The organism is Ureibacillus yapensis (genome assembly GCF_003515775.1).
GTDB classification, from domain to species: Bacteria; Bacillota; Bacilli; order Bacillales_A; family Planococcaceae; genus Ureibacillus; species Ureibacillus yapensis.
Genome location: NZ_QWEI01000001.1, coordinates 775,240 through 793,016, shown reverse-complemented (window position 1 = coordinate 793,016; position 17,777 = coordinate 775,240). Strand labels below are relative to the sequence as shown.

Genomic DNA, 17,777 nt, shown 5'->3' with positions numbered 1-17,777 from the left:
ATGTACAATACTTACCAGTATTATATCCTAATACCTGGGTGAATTCCTAAATCTTGAAATAGCGGCTTGAATTTGTAAATTGCTAGTGCTATACTTTTGGAGTAAGTAAATGAATCTACCAAAATGGTAAAAAATCTACTATAAAGTAAGATAATGCCTAATATGTGTAGAATTATTACTATATTTACTTTGTTTTCTATTATTCAAAGAAACTATAATACATACATTCGTGAGTATTATCCTAGTAATATAGTTTCGGAATAATATAACTTTTTCAAATTCAGGGAGGAATAAATGAATGGCAAAGCAAAACAAAGGTCGTAAATTATTCGCAACAACTGCATCTGCAGCATTAGTAGCATCAGCAATCGTACCGGTAGCATCAGCTGCTCAATTAAACGACTTCAATACTGTACCATCTTGGGCAAAGGATGCTGTTCAGTACTTAGCTGACAACAACATCTTACAAGGTGACGAAAAAGGAAACTTCAATCCGAACGGTACATTAACTCGTGCACAAGCTGCGGAAGTTCTTTACAAAGCTTTAGGATTAGAAGCTACTGGAACTGAAGATTTCAAAGACGTAACTAACACTAACTGGTACTACAAAGCAGTACTTGCAACTTCTCCAGAATTATTCGAAGGTTTCGGAGATGGCAACTTCAAGCCAAACCAAAAGTTAACTCGTGCTCAAGCTGCAAAAGTTTTAGTTATTGCTTATGATTTAAAAGGTGAAGCTGACGTTTCTAACTTCACAGATGCAGCAAAAGTTCCTGCTTGGGCTGCTGACTACTTCTCAACTGCAGTAGCAAACGGAGTAATCAACGGTAAAGGATCTCGTTTAGCTCCTAGCGACGACATCTCTCGTGCTGAATTCGCTACAATGGTTAAACGTGCAATCGACGCTGATACTGTAAATGCTGACGTTGCATCTGTAAAAGCAATTAACGCTACTACTGTTGAAGTTGACTTCAAAGAAAACATCGAAGACATCGATGCTCTTGACTTTGCAATCGAAGGTTTAGAAGTGAAAAACGCGGTAGTAAAACAAACTGACGCTTCTGTAGCTGTATTAACTACTTCTACTCAAGAAGGCGGTAAAGAATATACAGTAACAAACGATGGTAAAACACTTGGTAAATTCAAAGGTGTATCTGCTGTATTACCAACTGCTGTTAGCTTTGTCAATAAATCAGTACAAGGTATTTATGGTCAAGAAGTAACTGTTTCTGCACAAGTAACTGTTGCTGAAGGTCAATCTAAAGCAGGTATCCCTGTAACTTTCAACATTGATTCTAATGCTGACAATGCAACAGGTAGTTTCGGTAAAGATTTTGTAGCTGAAGCTTATACTAACGATCAAGGTGTTGCTACTTATTCATATACTCAATACAACTCAAAACGCACTGAAGACACTGTAACTGCTTATGCTACTGGTAAAGCAAACGCTCGTGGAACTGCTCAAGTTTACTGGGCTGATGTTGCTCGTTTGGCTGTTAAAGATGTAACAGAAGGTTCTACAATTGCTAACTCAAACACTAAAGTTTACCAAGTAACTTCTAAAGAAAATGCTGGCGAATATGTAGCAGTAACATTCAAAGAAAATCTTAATGTTGCACCAGACAAAGTTGTAAAAGGTGTTAAGTTCACAGATGCTAACGTATATAGCGTTTCTTCAACTGGTGCTTTAACACAAATTTCTAACGGTGTGCCTTTTGAGGTAACAACTGGTGGTCACCAAGTTGCTTTAGTAAAATTAAATTCAGATGGAGTAGGTAACTTCACATTAACTGGTGCAGATGCTACTGTAACTCCAATTGTTTATGATCATGAAGATTCTAAACTAAATGTATCAGCATTAACTTCTACTAAAGAAGAATTAGAGTACGATGCAACTGATTTACAAGCTACTGCATCAACTGTAACATTCTCAGTAAACCAAAACGTTGAAATCGGTATTTCTTCTAAAGGTGTACAAAAGGCTGCAGCTCGTAATGCTAATAATGGTACTGGTATCGGTGGACGCGAGTATACTGTAACTCTTAAAGATAAAAATGGTAAAGTAGCAGGTGAAGGAACAACTGCTTACATTTACTTCGATAAAGCATCAACTGGTAACTCAAATAGTTCTAACCATAATGTAACTTTAACAAAAGTAGTCGATGGTAAAGAAACTACAACTCATAATGTTGTAAGAGCTGATTCAAACAACATTTCTGATGCTATTCCTGTAACTGTTGATAAAAATGGTCAAGCTACATTCGTTATTCGTGGTGCGGTAAATGATTATGCTACTCCGATTGCAGTTTATAATAACGGTAACGATACAGCTAAAATCGACAGTTCAGATGCAAAAGCAACTGGTGAAATTGTATACTTCGGTGATGCTACAGTTGGTGCATCTAAACTAAAAATTACATCTGTAGAAACTGGTAAAGAAGTAACTTCAATTACTGGTAATGATGTAGCGAAAGTTGAATATATTGCAGTGGATCAAAACGGATTCCCTTACTATAATTCAACAACAGATGACTTCATTTCTACACTAAGCTTTACAGAAGCATTTGCTAACTACACTGTATCAGCAACAGCTGGCGGTGCAGAATTACCGGTAATTAGCGGAGAGAATAACCGTAAAACTTACCGAGTAACAGCTACAAATGGTAAAGTTACAGTATATGTATCTTCATCTAAAGGAACTGTAGACTTTACAGCTACAACAACAGACAATGTTCTAGAAGCAAAATCTGGTTCTATCACATTCAATACATTAGCTGACAATGCTACTTTAACTGGTGCTGTACACGCTGTTAATACTACAGACAACAAAGTAACATTATTAGTAAAAGGTCAATTAGTTGAGCTTTCATACAAAGATGCTGATCTTTTCTATAAAGGTTCTTCAATTGGAGTTGATGAAGCATACTTTGAAGGTAAACTTAAAGTTGGAGCTCAAGTAGCTTATAACAAAGCAACTGACTCTTCTAAAGCTAAATTCAATATCCTTGAAGATGCAGCTTCTTTAGCTGATTATGCTAACAGAGTTAACTATGCAAATTCTGCAACTGAAGTAGAAGGAATTTTGGCAACTGCTGGATTAACACCTACTTTTGATAACTTAACAACTACTCAAAAACGTGCTGTTGCAACTGATGTTTTCAATGGTATCGGAGCAGGCTATACTGAAATTAGCCTAAGAAATGCTTATCAAACTTCATATGCAGATGAAGTTGCAGCTGCAATTGATGCAGTCGAAGCAGCAGCATTAGCAGCTGTACCGACTAAGCTAGCAGAAGTTCCTGGACTTGATTTATCTGAGTACGATGCATTAACAGATTCAACTGAAATTGCAGCTGTTAACACTGCAATTGAAGCAGGAACTTATGCAGATTTACAAGCTTTACAAAATGGACTAACTGCTGCAATTAGAGCAGCAAAAGCAAGTTCTACATTTGCTGAGTTAAATGAAACTACAGCTGCTACTTCTAATGAAGATGTATTAGCTGCTTTAGAAGGCATTTCAGGAGTTAACTTAACTGCACTTAAAGCTACTAGCCCACGTGTACAAGGCAAAGTATTAGAGTCAATTGCTGCTGAAGCAGATAAAGCTTATGCTGCTCCGTCCGAAGTTAATGCTGCAATTCGTGGATATTTAGAAACTGCTGCAATTACAGACGATATCTCTGTTGGAATCGAATCTATCACTTACGCTTCTGTAGATGATACTGACACTCTTACATTTGTATTTAGCGATGAGTTAGATTTACCAGCTACTTTAGCAACTGCTGATGTAACAGCATTAGGTATTACATTTGCAGATGGTAATACTTTAGGTACTGGGGCAACTGCTACTTATGATGCTGCTACAGATACTTTAGAAATTACATTAGGAGCAGATCATGATATCGTTGCTGGTACTAGTGTTGTAACTGATATTCAAGTAAATGATATCTATGGCGTTGCTTTAAATCTATCAGCTGTTAAACCATCTGATGATTCTAATATTACTGATCCAGATGATTTAGAGGTACAATCATCATTATAAATTGTACTCAATGAATTCAGAAATGATTCTAACAAATAGTTAATTAGAAGAAGACTGGGTGAGAAAAAGCTCTATGAGGAGAAATCTTCATAGGGCTTTTTTAATTTTAATTATGGGAACTTTTGAAGGGAATTGTAAGTATATTGAAGAGTTGAAAATGCCTCGGCTTTTAAAATGCGATTTAAATTCAAAGTTTAAGAGTTTAAGAGTTTAAGCGATTAAACAACTTTTTAAAAAAACTTCATAAACTAGGGACGAATTACAAAACAGATTCATTGAAGCTACCGATAAAATAGAAAATGAAATGAAAAACTTAAAGCAAGAAGTGTTCCAATCTTTTTTAAAAGAATTGGTAAATAACTTTGATGAACAAAATTTATCATTCAATAAAAGCTCCAAAGCACAAGATGGTAAATTAAAAGAGATTTCGAACGATTTAGTAGAAATAAAAAAAATAACTCATGCTTTAGATCAACTTCATCTAGCCTCCGGAAAAATGAAAAACAAAAAGAGATTCCTAAATCGAAAACATGATACTTGCAGGACATGCAGGCATCAATATGACGGTGAAGTATTACATTAATACATTAAAAGAAGAAAAACAAAACGCAATGGATTTATATAAAAGATTTATGAAAGAGGGGAAAATAAATGAGAATCATTCAATGTTTAGCTGATATTGAGTATCTAAGGGCAGAGAAAACATTACCCATGGCCCTGATCAAAGAAATTGAACAGGACTGCCTTGGAATATATGATGCAGAAAATTATGATGACATCTATTTACTGAACTTTCGCTTGCCATTAGTGCAAGCTCTTTTTGTTTTCGAGAAAGGTGATGACGTAGTTGGAAGGTTAAACAATGTGTTTGAACTTGAAAATATTGAAAAATATAGAATTGAAGAAATAGATTACTATCGCTGTAGATTGCGAAAAGGAGAGTTATCTAACTCTATTACTCATTAGTGAATATTCAAAATACCGGAACTGAAAACTGGCTTTGTAAACAATGTATGAATTGTTTTAATTAATTGACAAAAAAAACGTTTGAAAGGTACTGTAAAACTATCAGAATAATGAAGGTGATAATTTTTTTATAACCAATATCCTTAGGAGGACAAATACCCATGTCATATCTCTACCTATTCCTTGCAATCGTTGGGGAACTGATTGGTTCTTCTCTATTAAAAGCATCGGAAGGATTTACGAAAATATACCCTACGATGGGGACAATCATCGCTTTTGTTAGTTGTTTATTCTTTATGTCGTTGTCTCTGAAAACCATTCCCTTGAATACTGTGTATGCAATCTGGTCAGGGTTGGGGATTGTTTTTACGACGATTATTTCCATTTTAATTTGGAAAGAGAAAGTTAATGGTGCAAGCATTTTAGGTATTATCCTTATTCTTGTGGGCGTTGTGATTTTAAATTTGTTTGGACCAGGGAATGAAGTGACTGATCATCAGGCAAGTCAATCGAATTCAATTAATGAAAATAGAGAAACCTAAAAACCTACTTATTATATAGAAGGATTTTTTTTATTTTACAACCGAATCGAAGCCTAGTATAAATCGGTCTATCATTTACCCACTTCTTCCTCTCCAATCCCATCTACTAATTTAAAACTTCATTCACTTCTTACAAACTCTATTATTTTTTGTGCCTTTTTCTATTTGTATTGCTAGGATCTTCAGTCTGTGAAGTATAAGAAAATCATAGCATACTTACAGATCTTGTCTTTTACTATAAAAACTTCTTTACAAAAAGACCCTTTTGACATGGTATACTTTACAGGTAATATTTTACTTTTTTGTTGTTCCAAGGTAATTTATTCAAACGAGTCGAAAGGGGACTGGAGAATGAAAGGAATGTTCAAACATTTAACCGCATCAATGTTGGGCTTCGTGCTGATTTTAACGTCCGTTGTGCCTGCAATCCGAGCGGAGGAAAGTGCACCCGATGTTAGCGCTTGGGCGATTGAGACGCTAAATGAAGGGGAAAAATACGGGATTTATCCAATTGAATGGTACTATGATGGATTTAGAAGTGACATCACGGCAAAAAAAGCAGATGAGCTGATTCGTTTAACGGAGAAGAAAATTGCAGCATTGCAACTTCCCGAAAATAAAAAGTATCGCCCGATTGCCAATAAAAAAGGCACAACAAGAGGGGATATTGTCAATCGGTTGTATGACATTGTTGCACGCTATGATTTATCGGTAGGCAACAATGCGGTTGCTTATATGAAAGAACGAAACATTTTAAAAGGCTCAACAAAGGGACTTCAATTAGGGAAAAAGTCAACGACGGAAAATGCGGTTGTGCTGGCGATTCGATTCATCCAGGATACTTACCACTTAGCAGAACAAGGCTCTAAAGGAGTTGCTTGGACAGTAGAAGATGAAGATACGTTGGTTTACTTATTAGGTTCGATTCATTTGGGTACGCCAGAACTTTATCCTTTCAACAAAAAGTTATTAACTGCATTTGAAGAGTCGGATGCGCTATTGGTTGAAGCGAATATTCTGGATCCGGAAGGTCTTGACTATTACGCGCAAAAAGCGCTATATACAGATGGCACAACGCTAAAAGATCATGTTAGTGCAGAAACTTTTGCTAAAATTGAAAAGGTTGCTAAACTTTACAATATGCCAATGGAACAACTGGTCAAACAAAAGCCTTGGCTGTTATCAAGCGCTTTTTCAATGCTTGGGGTAGATGAAACTTTTGGTTTGTCGAGTGAGGAAATGGCGATGCATGGCATAGATATGTACTTTTTGTTAAGTGCACTGCTTAAGGATAAAACAATTATTGAGCTAGAAGGAACAAAAGCGCAGGTGGATATGTTTGAGGCCCTTACTCCCAAAGCACAGGAACAATCTCTAGTAGAAGTGATAGATAGTATTTTAGAGCCTCCTGCCGAATCGGTTGGACCGTCTATGCAAGATTGGTTTGATAGTTGGAAAAAAGGGGAAGTTTCGGCATTTGCAGAAAGTTTGAAGCAAATGGAAGGGGAACCAAGTGAATATAATAGAATGCTCTTTGGCAAACGCGACCTAGACATGGCGCAAAAAATCCAATCAATATTAAAAGAGGAAGAAGGCACATACTTTGTTGTTGTAGGAGCAGGCCACTTCCTAGTGGATCAAAACATCCGCTACCATTTAGAAAAAGCCGGCTACTCAGTGGAGCCATTTTATCAATAATCCGTACCAGGTGCACAATCCTGAATTGTTTGTGTGCCTGGTACTTTTTTCTATAACAAAGCTTCCAATATCTATTAACTTCTATGGTATAATACTGGTAACTATATTTAATGGTGGATGGAGATGAAATCTGTGCAACCTCTGGACAGAATTGGGAGTCGTATTCCAATTGATGGAATGTACATAAAAAGGGAGTCAAACCAAGGTTCCGAGAGTAATTGGAACCTTGTATTCGGTGATGAAGCAAGAAAAGTTAATCCTCTATTTGATGTGAAAGTAAAACGGGATGAATTGATTTTAAGCTCGATTGCAAATGAGGATTGGTCGGATTATAACGAATTTGAAGCAAAGCAGCATCCAGCCTGGTATGAACAAGTAAATGGACAATACCAGCCGAACAAAGTGTATTATGGCAATCTGATTGAATCGAAAATCGGTGCCTTAAAAGAAGCACAGGCTAAGAACGATTTAGAAGGAATTGAGACGTGGACGAAAAGCTTGGAAGAAGCAATTGCTGATTTTAATCGTGCGCCCGGGATTGTTCCATACGTGGTCGGCTTAAATCATACGGCAGAAATTGCGGCAGCAAATGGTGTAGCGGAACCGAGCGATGAGTATTTTGATAGTAAATGGAATTCGCCACTTGCTGCAAGCCAGGGCAAGTTCGCACAGAACATGTGGTACGACAATGCTTATTTTGCGGAAAATCAACAATTGAAAGAACACATCGAAACATTGGTTGCTGGTTCGTTCCCTACATCGACTGATTCTGCTGCAACAGTAGTAGCTGAATCGAAAGAGGACAGCATACAATCTATCATAACCGAACAACAAGAGAATTCAGAATCTTCATTACAGGACATTAGTTTTCAAAACGTTTTATTGCATAACCTGAAGTTTGCCTATAAACCAAGCCTAAATTTAGTTGAAGAACTATATAAATAGTAAATTAAATTTGAATCGTTTTTACTACTTGGCTTTATTTACATAAATTACTAATGGTTATTATATTATTGCGTGGAAACTATTGATCAAGGGAAATAGTAGTTAATATTCCTATGAAAGACTATGAAAAAGAATGGAGCGAATTCGATTGTTGACAGTCGGGTTCGCTTTTTATTGGAAAGCGTTAAAAAATGGAAAGTTACTATTCTAATATAATTAGTTCCAAAAACCCGTTTTAGTTCTTTCCTCCTAAATTACCAATTTCTGAATAATTTTCTAGTTTTTTTGGTATTTATTTATTTTCCAATAGAGGTTATTATAAGTTTGTAAGGCAAATTTATGAAAGATTATTTCTATTACTTTTCATTTTTGCTTTTCTTGTAATAATACTTTTACGAAACTATTATTCTTGAAATATGAGATACATATTAAGGCAACTTAGAAGTTTTCAAGAATAACATCAAAATACTACAATTCACGGAGGAATAATAAACATGGCTAAGAAACATAAATTCTTCGCAACAACTGCAACTGCTGCATTAGTAGCATCAGCAATCGTACCAGTAGCGTCAGCTGCGGACTTAAAAGATTTCAACAACGTATCATCTTGGGCACAAGAAGCTGTTCAATACTTAACTGACAACAACATCTTACAAGGTGACCAAAACGGATACTTCAATCCAACTGGTACTTTAACACGTGCACAAGCTGCTGAAGTTCTTTACAAAGCTCTAGGTTTAGAAGCAACTGGAACAGAAGACTTCTCTGACGTTGCTCCAGGGCAATGGTTCTATGACGCAGTAGTAGCAACTTCTCCGGAGTTATTTGAAGGAATGGGTAACGGGAAATTCAAACCGCAAGATAAATTAACTCGTGCACAAGCTGCAAAAGTTATCGTACTTGCATACGGATTAGAAGGCGAAGCAGATCTTTCTAAATTCAGAGATGCTGCAACAGTTCCTGGCTGGGCAACTGAGTACTTCTCAACTGCAGTAGCAAACGGAGTAATCAACGGTAAAGGAACTCGTTTGGCTCCTCAAGACGAAATCTCTCGCCAAGAATTCGCAACTATGGTTTACCGTACAATTGAAGGTGTTTTAGAAGTAGAATCTGTTAGCGCTATCAATACAATCACTGTTAAAGAAGGGGAAGAAGTAAAATTTCCTGAAACAGTTGAAGTAACTCTTTCTAACGGTGAAAAAGCTCAAAAAGCTGTTGAGTGGGATACAGCTAAATTAGATACAAAAAAAGCAGGCGAATACACTGTTAAAGGTGATGTAGAGGGTACAGAACTTGAAGCAACTGTGAAAGTTGTTGTTGAGGCTGTAAATCCTGGAGTTACTGCTGTTAGCGCGCTTAATCTTAAACAAGTTGAAGTAACTTTCAACAAAGAGGTAGATGCGGAAACTGCAGAAAATGAAGCTAACTATACATTAACTGGAGGTTTAACTGTTGCAGATGCAAAAGCTAATGGGAACAAAGTTGTTCTTACACTAACTGCTAATGCTAATCAACAAGCATCTGAAGAGTTAACTGTTGCTAATGTAAAAGATGCAGCTGGTACAGCTGTAGCTAAAACTACTAAAGCAGTGAAATTCTTTGATGCAACCGCTCCTACTGTATCATCAGTTCAAGCAATTGGACCAAAAACATTAAAAGTTCAATTCTCTGAGCCTTTAAAAACAGCTCCAAGCTACAAGTTAGATAACGGTACATTAGCTATTGTTAACACTACTTGGACTGCTGGAGATTCAGAAGCTACTTTAACTTTAGGTACTAACCTTACTGAAGGTTCTCATAACCTAGAAGTTTCTGGTGGTAGTGATTATGCAAACTTTGCTATCGAAAAGGCAACTAACTCTTTCAACTATGTATTAGACACAGTAGCTCCAACAGCTACAGTTAAATCTGCAAGTGAAACACAAGTTGTTTTAGAATTCAGTGAAGACGTTCTAAACGCTGACGACGCGAATGTAGAATACTATCATACATTCAAAGGAACTGCTGCTTATAAAGCATCTGATGTTACTGTAGATGGTAACGAAGTAACTTTGACATTTGAAAATCCACTACCTGGAAACGCAAAAATCTTTGTTTCATATAAAGATGAAAAAGGGACAAAAATTCAGGATGTAACAGGAAATGTTTTTGAAGCTGTAACATTAAATGCTACAGTAGTAGCTGATACAACTGCTCCAACGGTAAGCAAAGTTGTTGCTACAGATAATACAAAAATTGATGTTACTTTCAGCGAAACTGTTGAGGGTGCAGATAATAAAGCAAACTATACATTAAAAGATGCAGCTGGAAAAACAGTTGCAATTACAAGTGCTACTAACTTAAATGGTAATACGTACCGTCTAGCAGTTTCTCCTTTAAACGGTGGTTCTTATACATTAACAGTTAAAAATGTAACTGATGCTTCTATTCGTGAAAATAAAATTGCAGATTTCACTACAAATGTTTCAGTTAATGACGTTGTTGCCCCAACAATTGTTGATACTGATTCAGAAACTAATGGAATCCAAGTGAAACAAATTGCATCAGACAAAATTAAGGTTGAATTCAGTGAAGTTATGAAAGCTGATTCAATTACTAATAAAGCTAACTATAAGTATAACGGTGAAGCTTTAACTGGGGATGACACTGTTACAGCTGTTGATGGTAATAAAGCTGTTATCATTACTGTTGAAGCCGATAATGTTGATGGTGATTCTACAGTTACAGTTGGTCGTGTACAAGACGCGGATGGTAACTACATCGAAAACTTTGAAACAGCTCTTGATGTTGTTGCACTTGCTAACGTAGATGTAGCTGCAGTTGAAGTAACTGGTAAAAACTCAATCAGACTAACGTTTGATGAAGTTATTACTAATGCTACTGTAAATGACTTTGAATATACATTAGATACTAATGCTAAAGATCAAGCTGGACAACCAGCTGTAGTATGGGCAACTCCTGCTGCAATTTCTACATCTGTATCAGATGGTAAAACTTACATTACTTTAACAGTAAATGAAATTGAAGATACAACTGCAGCTAATGTTGCTGTACGTACTACTGATGCTAAAGCAACTGAAAGTGCTGAAAACGTATTCGGTACTCCTGTACTGTTCTCTACAACAGGAGCTGATGATAAATATGCACCTATGTTAGAATCTGCAACATTTGCTGGAACAGTTGGAGATAAAAACGATGATACAGTTACAATTACTTTCTCTGAAGATTTATATGTAGCTTCTGTACAAGAAAGTGACTTCACTGTTGAAGGTTACACTATTAAATCTATCGCTACTAAAGATGATACTGTAACTTTAACTGTAGCAGATAATACTGCTGGAACTACAACTCCAAAAGTTACACTTGTAGGTGAAGTTGAAGATTCTGAACGTAACGCTACAAAGGGAACTAAAGAAGTAACTGCAACAACTGTTACTGCTGAATAATATTTAATACAACTTTAAAGCTAGAATTCTAGTGAAAGTCGTAAACACCTCATACTACAACTTATTGTTTGTAGATATGAGGTGTTTTTTTAAAATATTAATAGTGAATAATAGAATTGGAAAGGGTGAAGTTCTAATTCAATTTCAAATTAACAAATTAAAAAAAATTTAAGCTTACTAGAATATTTTACAATCCCTCCATCCCCCTTAACACTCCCTTAACAATCCACCAGTAAAATAGAACCAAATACATATAAGGATGGTACATATATCATGTCAAAATATCTTACTTCAAAAACACTTTTTGCATTAACAATGGCGGGTGCGGTGACGGTTGCCCCTTCAATTTCAGCAGATGCGGCAGGAAATGAGTACAAGCTTTCGCTCGATGCACGTTACGATTCCGGGGTGCAAAATGCGGATGGTGGTACAACGGAAATCGTTGCTTACAACAAGCATAATCATTCTACATATGTCGTAAATGGTGAGACTAAAAAGGTAGAGGCTGTTTCGTTAAATTATAATGCTGAAAATGCGCTTTCCTTAAAGCCGTTTCTTTCTATTGATATTGCAGATCTACTGAAAACGGTTGATGCGAACTTCCAATACGGGGATTTAACGAGTATTGCAGTTCATCCTACACAAAATGTCATTGCCGCTTCGGTACAAGCGGAAGGATACAACGACTATGGATACGCAGTCTTTTTAACAGGTGAGGGCAAGTTATTAAGCGCTGTAAAAGTTGAAGCGCAACCGGATAATATTGCGTTTTCTCCTGATGGAACAAAAGCGTTAACGTCGAATGAAGGGGAGCCACGCGAAGGGTATGGAGCGAATATCGTTGACCCTCAAGGTTCCATTTCAGTGATTGCACTTCAAAAAAGTTTTGAAAATCTGCAAGCGGAAACTATCAACTTCGAAGCATTCGATAGCGCGGAAAAACGAGCGCAACTTGTAGCGGATGGAGTGATCTTAAAGAAAGATACAAAGCCATCCGTAGATCTTGAACCGGAATATACAGTGGTTAGCGAAGATAGCAAATTCGCTTATGTTGCGATGCAAGAAAACAATGCCATTGCTAAAATCGACCTGACTTCCAATGAAGTAGTATCAATTAAAGGTCTAGGCTTTAAAGACCACAGTGTAAAAGGCAACGAAATTGATTTACGGAAAGATGATCAAGCGAAGCTCCAAAATGAAGATGTCTTTGGTATCTACATGCCGGATGGGATCGCTACTTACAGTGTCAACGGCAAAAACTATATTGTGACAGCCAATGAAGGGGACGGCCGCGAGTGGGGCGAAGAGGACACAGAAAACTTCCATTTAAATGAAGCGGAAAAAGAAATCGATGGAAATGAAATTGTCTTCTACGATACAACGGACTATGACGGCTTCCAGGAAGGCAAGGACTACATTTTTGGCGGTCGTTCATTCTCCATTATTGACGCGGATACGATGGAAATTGTCTTTGATAGCGGAAGTGACTTTGAACGCATCACGGCTGAGCTTTACCCTGAAACTTTCAATTCCAGCAATGACAAAGTAAAGTTGGATAACCGAAGCGGCAAAAAAGGACCAGAGCCAGAAGACGTTAAAATCGGTAAAATCGGGGATGAGGTATTTGCTTTTATTGGATTGGAACGCATTGGCGGCGTGATGATGTACAACATTACGAACCCAACAAAAGCCAAGTTCGTGGATTATTTGAACATGCGTGATTTCAGTGAAGATATCGCTGGCGATGTTTCACCGGAGGGACTCTCTTTCGTAACGGGCGACAATCCGCAGTTGATTGTCGGGCATGAAGTGAGCGGCACGGTTTCCGTATTAAATCTTCTTGCGAAAGATCAACCGGTAGAAGAAAAGCCTGAAGGAAAACCAACTTCAACTCAATTTAAAGATATCCAAAAACATTGGGCAAAAGATGCCATCATGCAAGTGACGGCAGCGGAATTGTTTAATGGTGTAACAGATACAACTTTCGCACCAAACAAGAGTTTTACGCGCGCGCAAGCTGCAGTCGTACTAAACCGTATGATGGGTGGTGCAGAAGCGTCGAAATTAGCAGCCTTTAAGGACGTCAAAAAGAATGCTTATTATGCCAATGCCATTTCTTGGGCTACAGAAAAAGGGATCATGACAGCAAACAATGCCTCAACATTCGCGCCAAATAAATCGATTACGCGTGAAGATTTTGCAGTGGCGATCTACAACTATCTGCTTCAAACAGGTGAAACGTTTGAAAAAGGAACAGCAACTTACAAAGATGACGCCAAAATTAGCAAACAAGCAAAACAAGCCATCTATGCATTGCAGGCAGAAGGTCTAATGGTGGGAAGCAATGACAAATTCAATCCACAAAAAGCCTTATCTCGTGCAGAAGCTGCAACCGTTCTTGCGCAATTAATTAAATAAATGAGCTTTCGCCCTGCTATTGTTTAGTAATAGCAGGGCTTTTTACAAAACATTTACAGTAATGTAAACCTCAATTTATAGGGAAGGTGTATCCTTAAAAGGAATATATTAGCGGTAAGTCTTTTATTTGGATAAAATCTCGCATATAAAAAATAATTGAGGTGTCTAACAAAGTGAAAAATAAGAAGTGGAAAAAGCCATTTAATGCATTTGTCGCAACTACTTTAGTAGCCGGTGTAGCAGTGCCCATGATTCCAACATCTGTTTCAGCGGAAACGGCCGCAACGGACTTAATCATTTCCGAATATATTGAAGGAAGCAGTTTTAACAAAGCGCTTGAACTATTTAACGGGACGGGTTCAGCCGTTGATCTGAGTAAATATACGGTTGAAGTTTACTTCAATGGCAAAACGGTAGCCGGCCAATCCGTGGCACTTTCCGGAACACTGGAACCTGGGGCAACTTTTGTACTCTATCATGGGGATGCATCGGAACAGATAAAAGCAAAAGGAAACCTAGAAAATACATCCCTTATCAACTTTAACGGTGACGATGCTATTGTTCTAAAAAATAACGGGACAATCATTGATTCGATTGGACAAGTTGGGGTAGACCCAGGAACATCTTGGGGCACAGATGTGAAAACAGCCGATATGACACTTGTTAGGGACAGCTCAATTGTTTCAGGCGATACGAATCCAGATGATGCTTTTGATCCAGGTACCGAATGGATTGGCTATGATAAAGATACGTTTGATTATCTAGGCAGCCATGGGCACCAAACCGTGCCGGGTGAGGAAGAACCGGTTGCTCCAACTGAAGGGTCTATTAGTGATATTCGAGCTCTTCCGATTGGCAGTCAAGTGACAACAACAGGAACGGTAACAGCTGTTCTTGGCGGTACTACTTATATACAAGATGAAAATGCTGGGCTTGTACTTTACGGTTTTGATTTAAATGTGAAACCAGGCGACAAAATCCAGGCAACGGGTGACTTGGCGGAATTCCGCTCCCTATTGCAAATTAATGTCACACCTGACAATGTTCAAGTCTTGGAAGAAGGTACTGTTCCAGAGCCGGAAGTCGTGACGGCTGCTCAACTGCAAGAAGAGTTGGAAGGGAAGCTTCTGACTGTAAACAATGTAAAGATTGAATCTTATGTTGGCGGCAATTATAAGGCTGTTGATGGGGAAGGGAACCAGTTTGAATTAAGACCTTCCGATGCATCGCTTCTGGCTGTCGGCACCACTTATGAATCAATTACTGGTGTTCTCGGCTCATATAATGACGTATATCAATTAATTCCTCGCAGTGTGGATGATATTGTAGAAGATTCATCAATCGTACGACCAGTCACTGCAACACCTGGTGAAGGGTTGGTAGAAGAAGGTACGGAAGTTACTTTAACGACTAAAACTGAAGGCTCAACGATTCATTACACAACGGACGGCAGCCAACCAACCACGGATAGTCCTGTTTATAATGAACCAATTACCATTACTGAAGATACAACGATTAAAGCCATCGCGGTGAAAGATGGACTGACAAATAGTGATGTAGCGGAATTTGATTATATGATTCAGCTTGAAGATATTCACATTCATGATATTCAAGGCGAAGGACATTACTCCAAATATGACGGCCTTAATGTAACGGATGTTGAGGGAATAGTGACCTATATAGATGGAAATGATGTTTATATTCAAGATTTGCAGCCGGATGATAATGCTAATACATCTGAAGGGATTCTGGTTTATAAAAAGTCCCACGGTGTTCAGGTGGGTGACGTGATTTCGGTCGATGGTACGGTAAAAGAACATGTCATGCCTGGATACAGCGAACGATATGAAACAGACCTGCCTGTAACGGAAATTGCCGCAACAACAATTGATATTACGGGTACGGGAGAGCTTCCAGACCCAATCATAATTGGGGAAGACGTGCAATTGCCAACAGAAATCATAGATAATGATGGACTTTCCGTATTTGATCCGGAAGAAGACGGCATTGATTTATTTGAAAGCTTGGAAGGAATGCTGGTTGGAGTAAATAACCCCAAAGTTGTCGCACTGCAAAAATACGGTGAGTTGACGGTCATTCCTGGCAACATGGAGACGAATACGACTGCCGGCGGGTTGCGCATTAGCGAACACGATTATAACCCGGAACGAATTACGCTTGATATTGGCGATGATAACTATGTCGCAAAAATGGGCGACCGTTTTGAAGGTTTGATTTCAGGGGTCGTAAGCTATGGATATAGCTATTATCAAGTGTTAACAGATAAAGAGGATTTACCGGAACTAATTGAGGGTCCGAATGAGCGTGAAGCAACGTCAATTACTCCAGCAGAAGATAAATTAACGGTTGCTGCCTATAATGTCGAAAACTTCTCAACGAAAACACCGGAAGATAAAGTAACGAAAATTGCAGAAGCGATTGTGTCGAACATGAAAAATCCTGACATTATCGGTTTGACGGAAGTGCAAGATAACGATGGCGGTACGGATAGCGGCACTGTTGACGCGAGTGAAAGTGCACAACTATTAATCGATAAAATTATCGCTTTAGGCGGACCAAAGTATGTCTATACGGATATCGCGCCAGAAGATAAACAAGATGGTGGGGCACCTGGCGGAAATATCCGTGTTGGTTTCCTTTACAATCCGGAAAGAGTCAGCTTGACTGAAGGAGAGAAAGGAACTGCAACAGAGGCGGTTGATGTAGTGGATGGCAACTTAACGTTGAATCCTGGCCGCATTGATCCAACAAATCCTGCATTTGAAAGCAGCCGCAAACCTTTAGCTGCGCAATTTGATTTTAAAGGCGAAAAAGTGATTGTGGTCGCAAACCACTTCAACTCAAAAGGCGGGGACCAACCGTTATATGGTAAAAACCAACCGCCAGTGTTAGGCAGTGAAGAGCAACGCATGGAAATTGCTTCGATTGTAAACGGATTTGTCAAAGATGTATTGGCGGAAGACCCGAATGCCAATGTCGTATTGGTAGGGGACTTCAATGATTTCGAATTCTCGAATCCAATTGAGGAATTAAAAGGTCAAGAGCTTACAAACATGATAGATTTGGTTCCTGCTGAGGAGCGCTACACATATTCTTACCAAGGAAATGCTCAGGTTCTGGATCATATTTTGGTAACGAATAATTTAGTGGACAATACAGTTGTGGATATTCTTCATATCAATTCAGGTTTCATGGAAGAACACGGCCGTGCAAGTGACCATGATCCAGTAATGGTTCAAATTGACTTAAAAAAAGAACAGCCAGAACCAACAGAACCAGTGAAACCTGAAACTTTTGATAAAGTCTATGATTATCAAAATTTGAATAAAAAAAAATTGATGATTCCTCAAAAAAACGTATGGCTGCAATTGGATGAAGAGTCGAAAGTCGATGAAATTGTACTTAAAGGCGAATACGTAGAACTTCAAGGAGAAGGGCTGCAACACTCAACGGTCATCTTTGAACCAAAAAAACTAGGAGCTGTCCTTGAATTGAATGACAAGGTATCAAAGAAAATTATCATTGATGGCAAGAACGTAAGTGAAATCCGCGGCGCTGCAGAAGGACAAATTTTTGAATTTGTGAATGGCGCTGCAGAAAGTGCTATTGAATTTAATTAAGCTCTATCTAAAGTTCTACATTGTCTGCATGAAAGAAACTATTCCTAAAAACGACACAAAGAGGGAGACCCAAAAC

At 38.1% G+C, this 17,777-nt stretch carries 9 protein-coding genes; all 9 read left to right on the top strand.

The window, feature by feature from the left end:
- Positions 1-298 precede the first annotated feature (298 nt).
- The 9 genes from D1B33_RS03735 to D1B33_RS03695 all read left to right on the top strand — a co-directional run bounded on the left by D1B33_RS03735 (position 299) and on the right by D1B33_RS03695 (position 17,701).
- A complete protein-coding gene (locus D1B33_RS03735) occupies positions 299-4,045 on the top strand; it encodes an S-layer homology domain-containing protein (protein WP_118874978.1) in 3,747 nt (1,248 codons plus the stop codon).
- Positions 4,046-4,349: 304 nt separating this feature from the next.
- Positions 4,350-4,628 carry a hypothetical protein gene (locus D1B33_RS03730; RefSeq protein WP_118874977.1) on the top strand — a complete coding sequence of 93 codons (279 nt, stop codon included), beginning with the start codon at positions 4,350-4,352 and terminating at the stop codon, positions 4,626-4,628.
- 68 nt (positions 4,629-4,696) lie between these two features.
- Entirely contained in the window at positions 4,697-5,011 is a 315-nt protein-coding gene (locus D1B33_RS03725; protein WP_118874976.1) for a hypothetical protein, read from the top strand.
- A 161-nt stretch (positions 5,012-5,172) separates the two neighbouring features.
- Entirely contained in the window at positions 5,173-5,553 is a 381-nt protein-coding gene (locus D1B33_RS03720) for a DMT family transporter (protein WP_118874975.1), read from the top strand.
- A 351-nt stretch (positions 5,554-5,904) separates the two neighbouring features.
- Positions 5,905-7,251: a TraB/GumN family protein gene (locus D1B33_RS03715; RefSeq protein WP_118874974.1), complete on the top strand. Its 1,347-nt coding sequence runs from the start codon at positions 5,905-5,907 to the stop codon at positions 7,249-7,251.
- 123 nt (positions 7,252-7,374) lie between these two features.
- On the top strand, positions 7,375-8,196 hold the full coding sequence (locus tag D1B33_RS03710; protein ID WP_118874973.1) for a hypothetical protein: 822 nt from the start codon (positions 7,375-7,377) through the stop codon (positions 8,194-8,196).
- Positions 8,197-8,690: 494 nt separating this feature from the next.
- Positions 8,691-11,642, top strand: a complete 2,952-nt coding sequence (locus D1B33_RS03705) for an S-layer homology domain-containing protein (RefSeq protein WP_118874972.1) — start codon at positions 8,691-8,693, stop codon at positions 11,640-11,642.
- 273 nt (positions 11,643-11,915) lie between these two features.
- Positions 11,916-14,060: a choice-of-anchor I family protein gene (locus D1B33_RS03700; RefSeq protein WP_233549373.1), complete on the top strand. Its 2,145-nt coding sequence runs from the start codon at positions 11,916-11,918 to the stop codon at positions 14,058-14,060.
- Between the two features lie 173 nt (positions 14,061-14,233).
- A complete protein-coding gene (locus tag D1B33_RS03695) occupies positions 14,234-17,701 on the top strand; it encodes a chitobiase/beta-hexosaminidase C-terminal domain-containing protein (RefSeq protein WP_118874971.1) in 3,468 nt (1,155 codons plus the stop codon).
- Positions 17,702-17,777 lie beyond the last annotated feature (76 nt).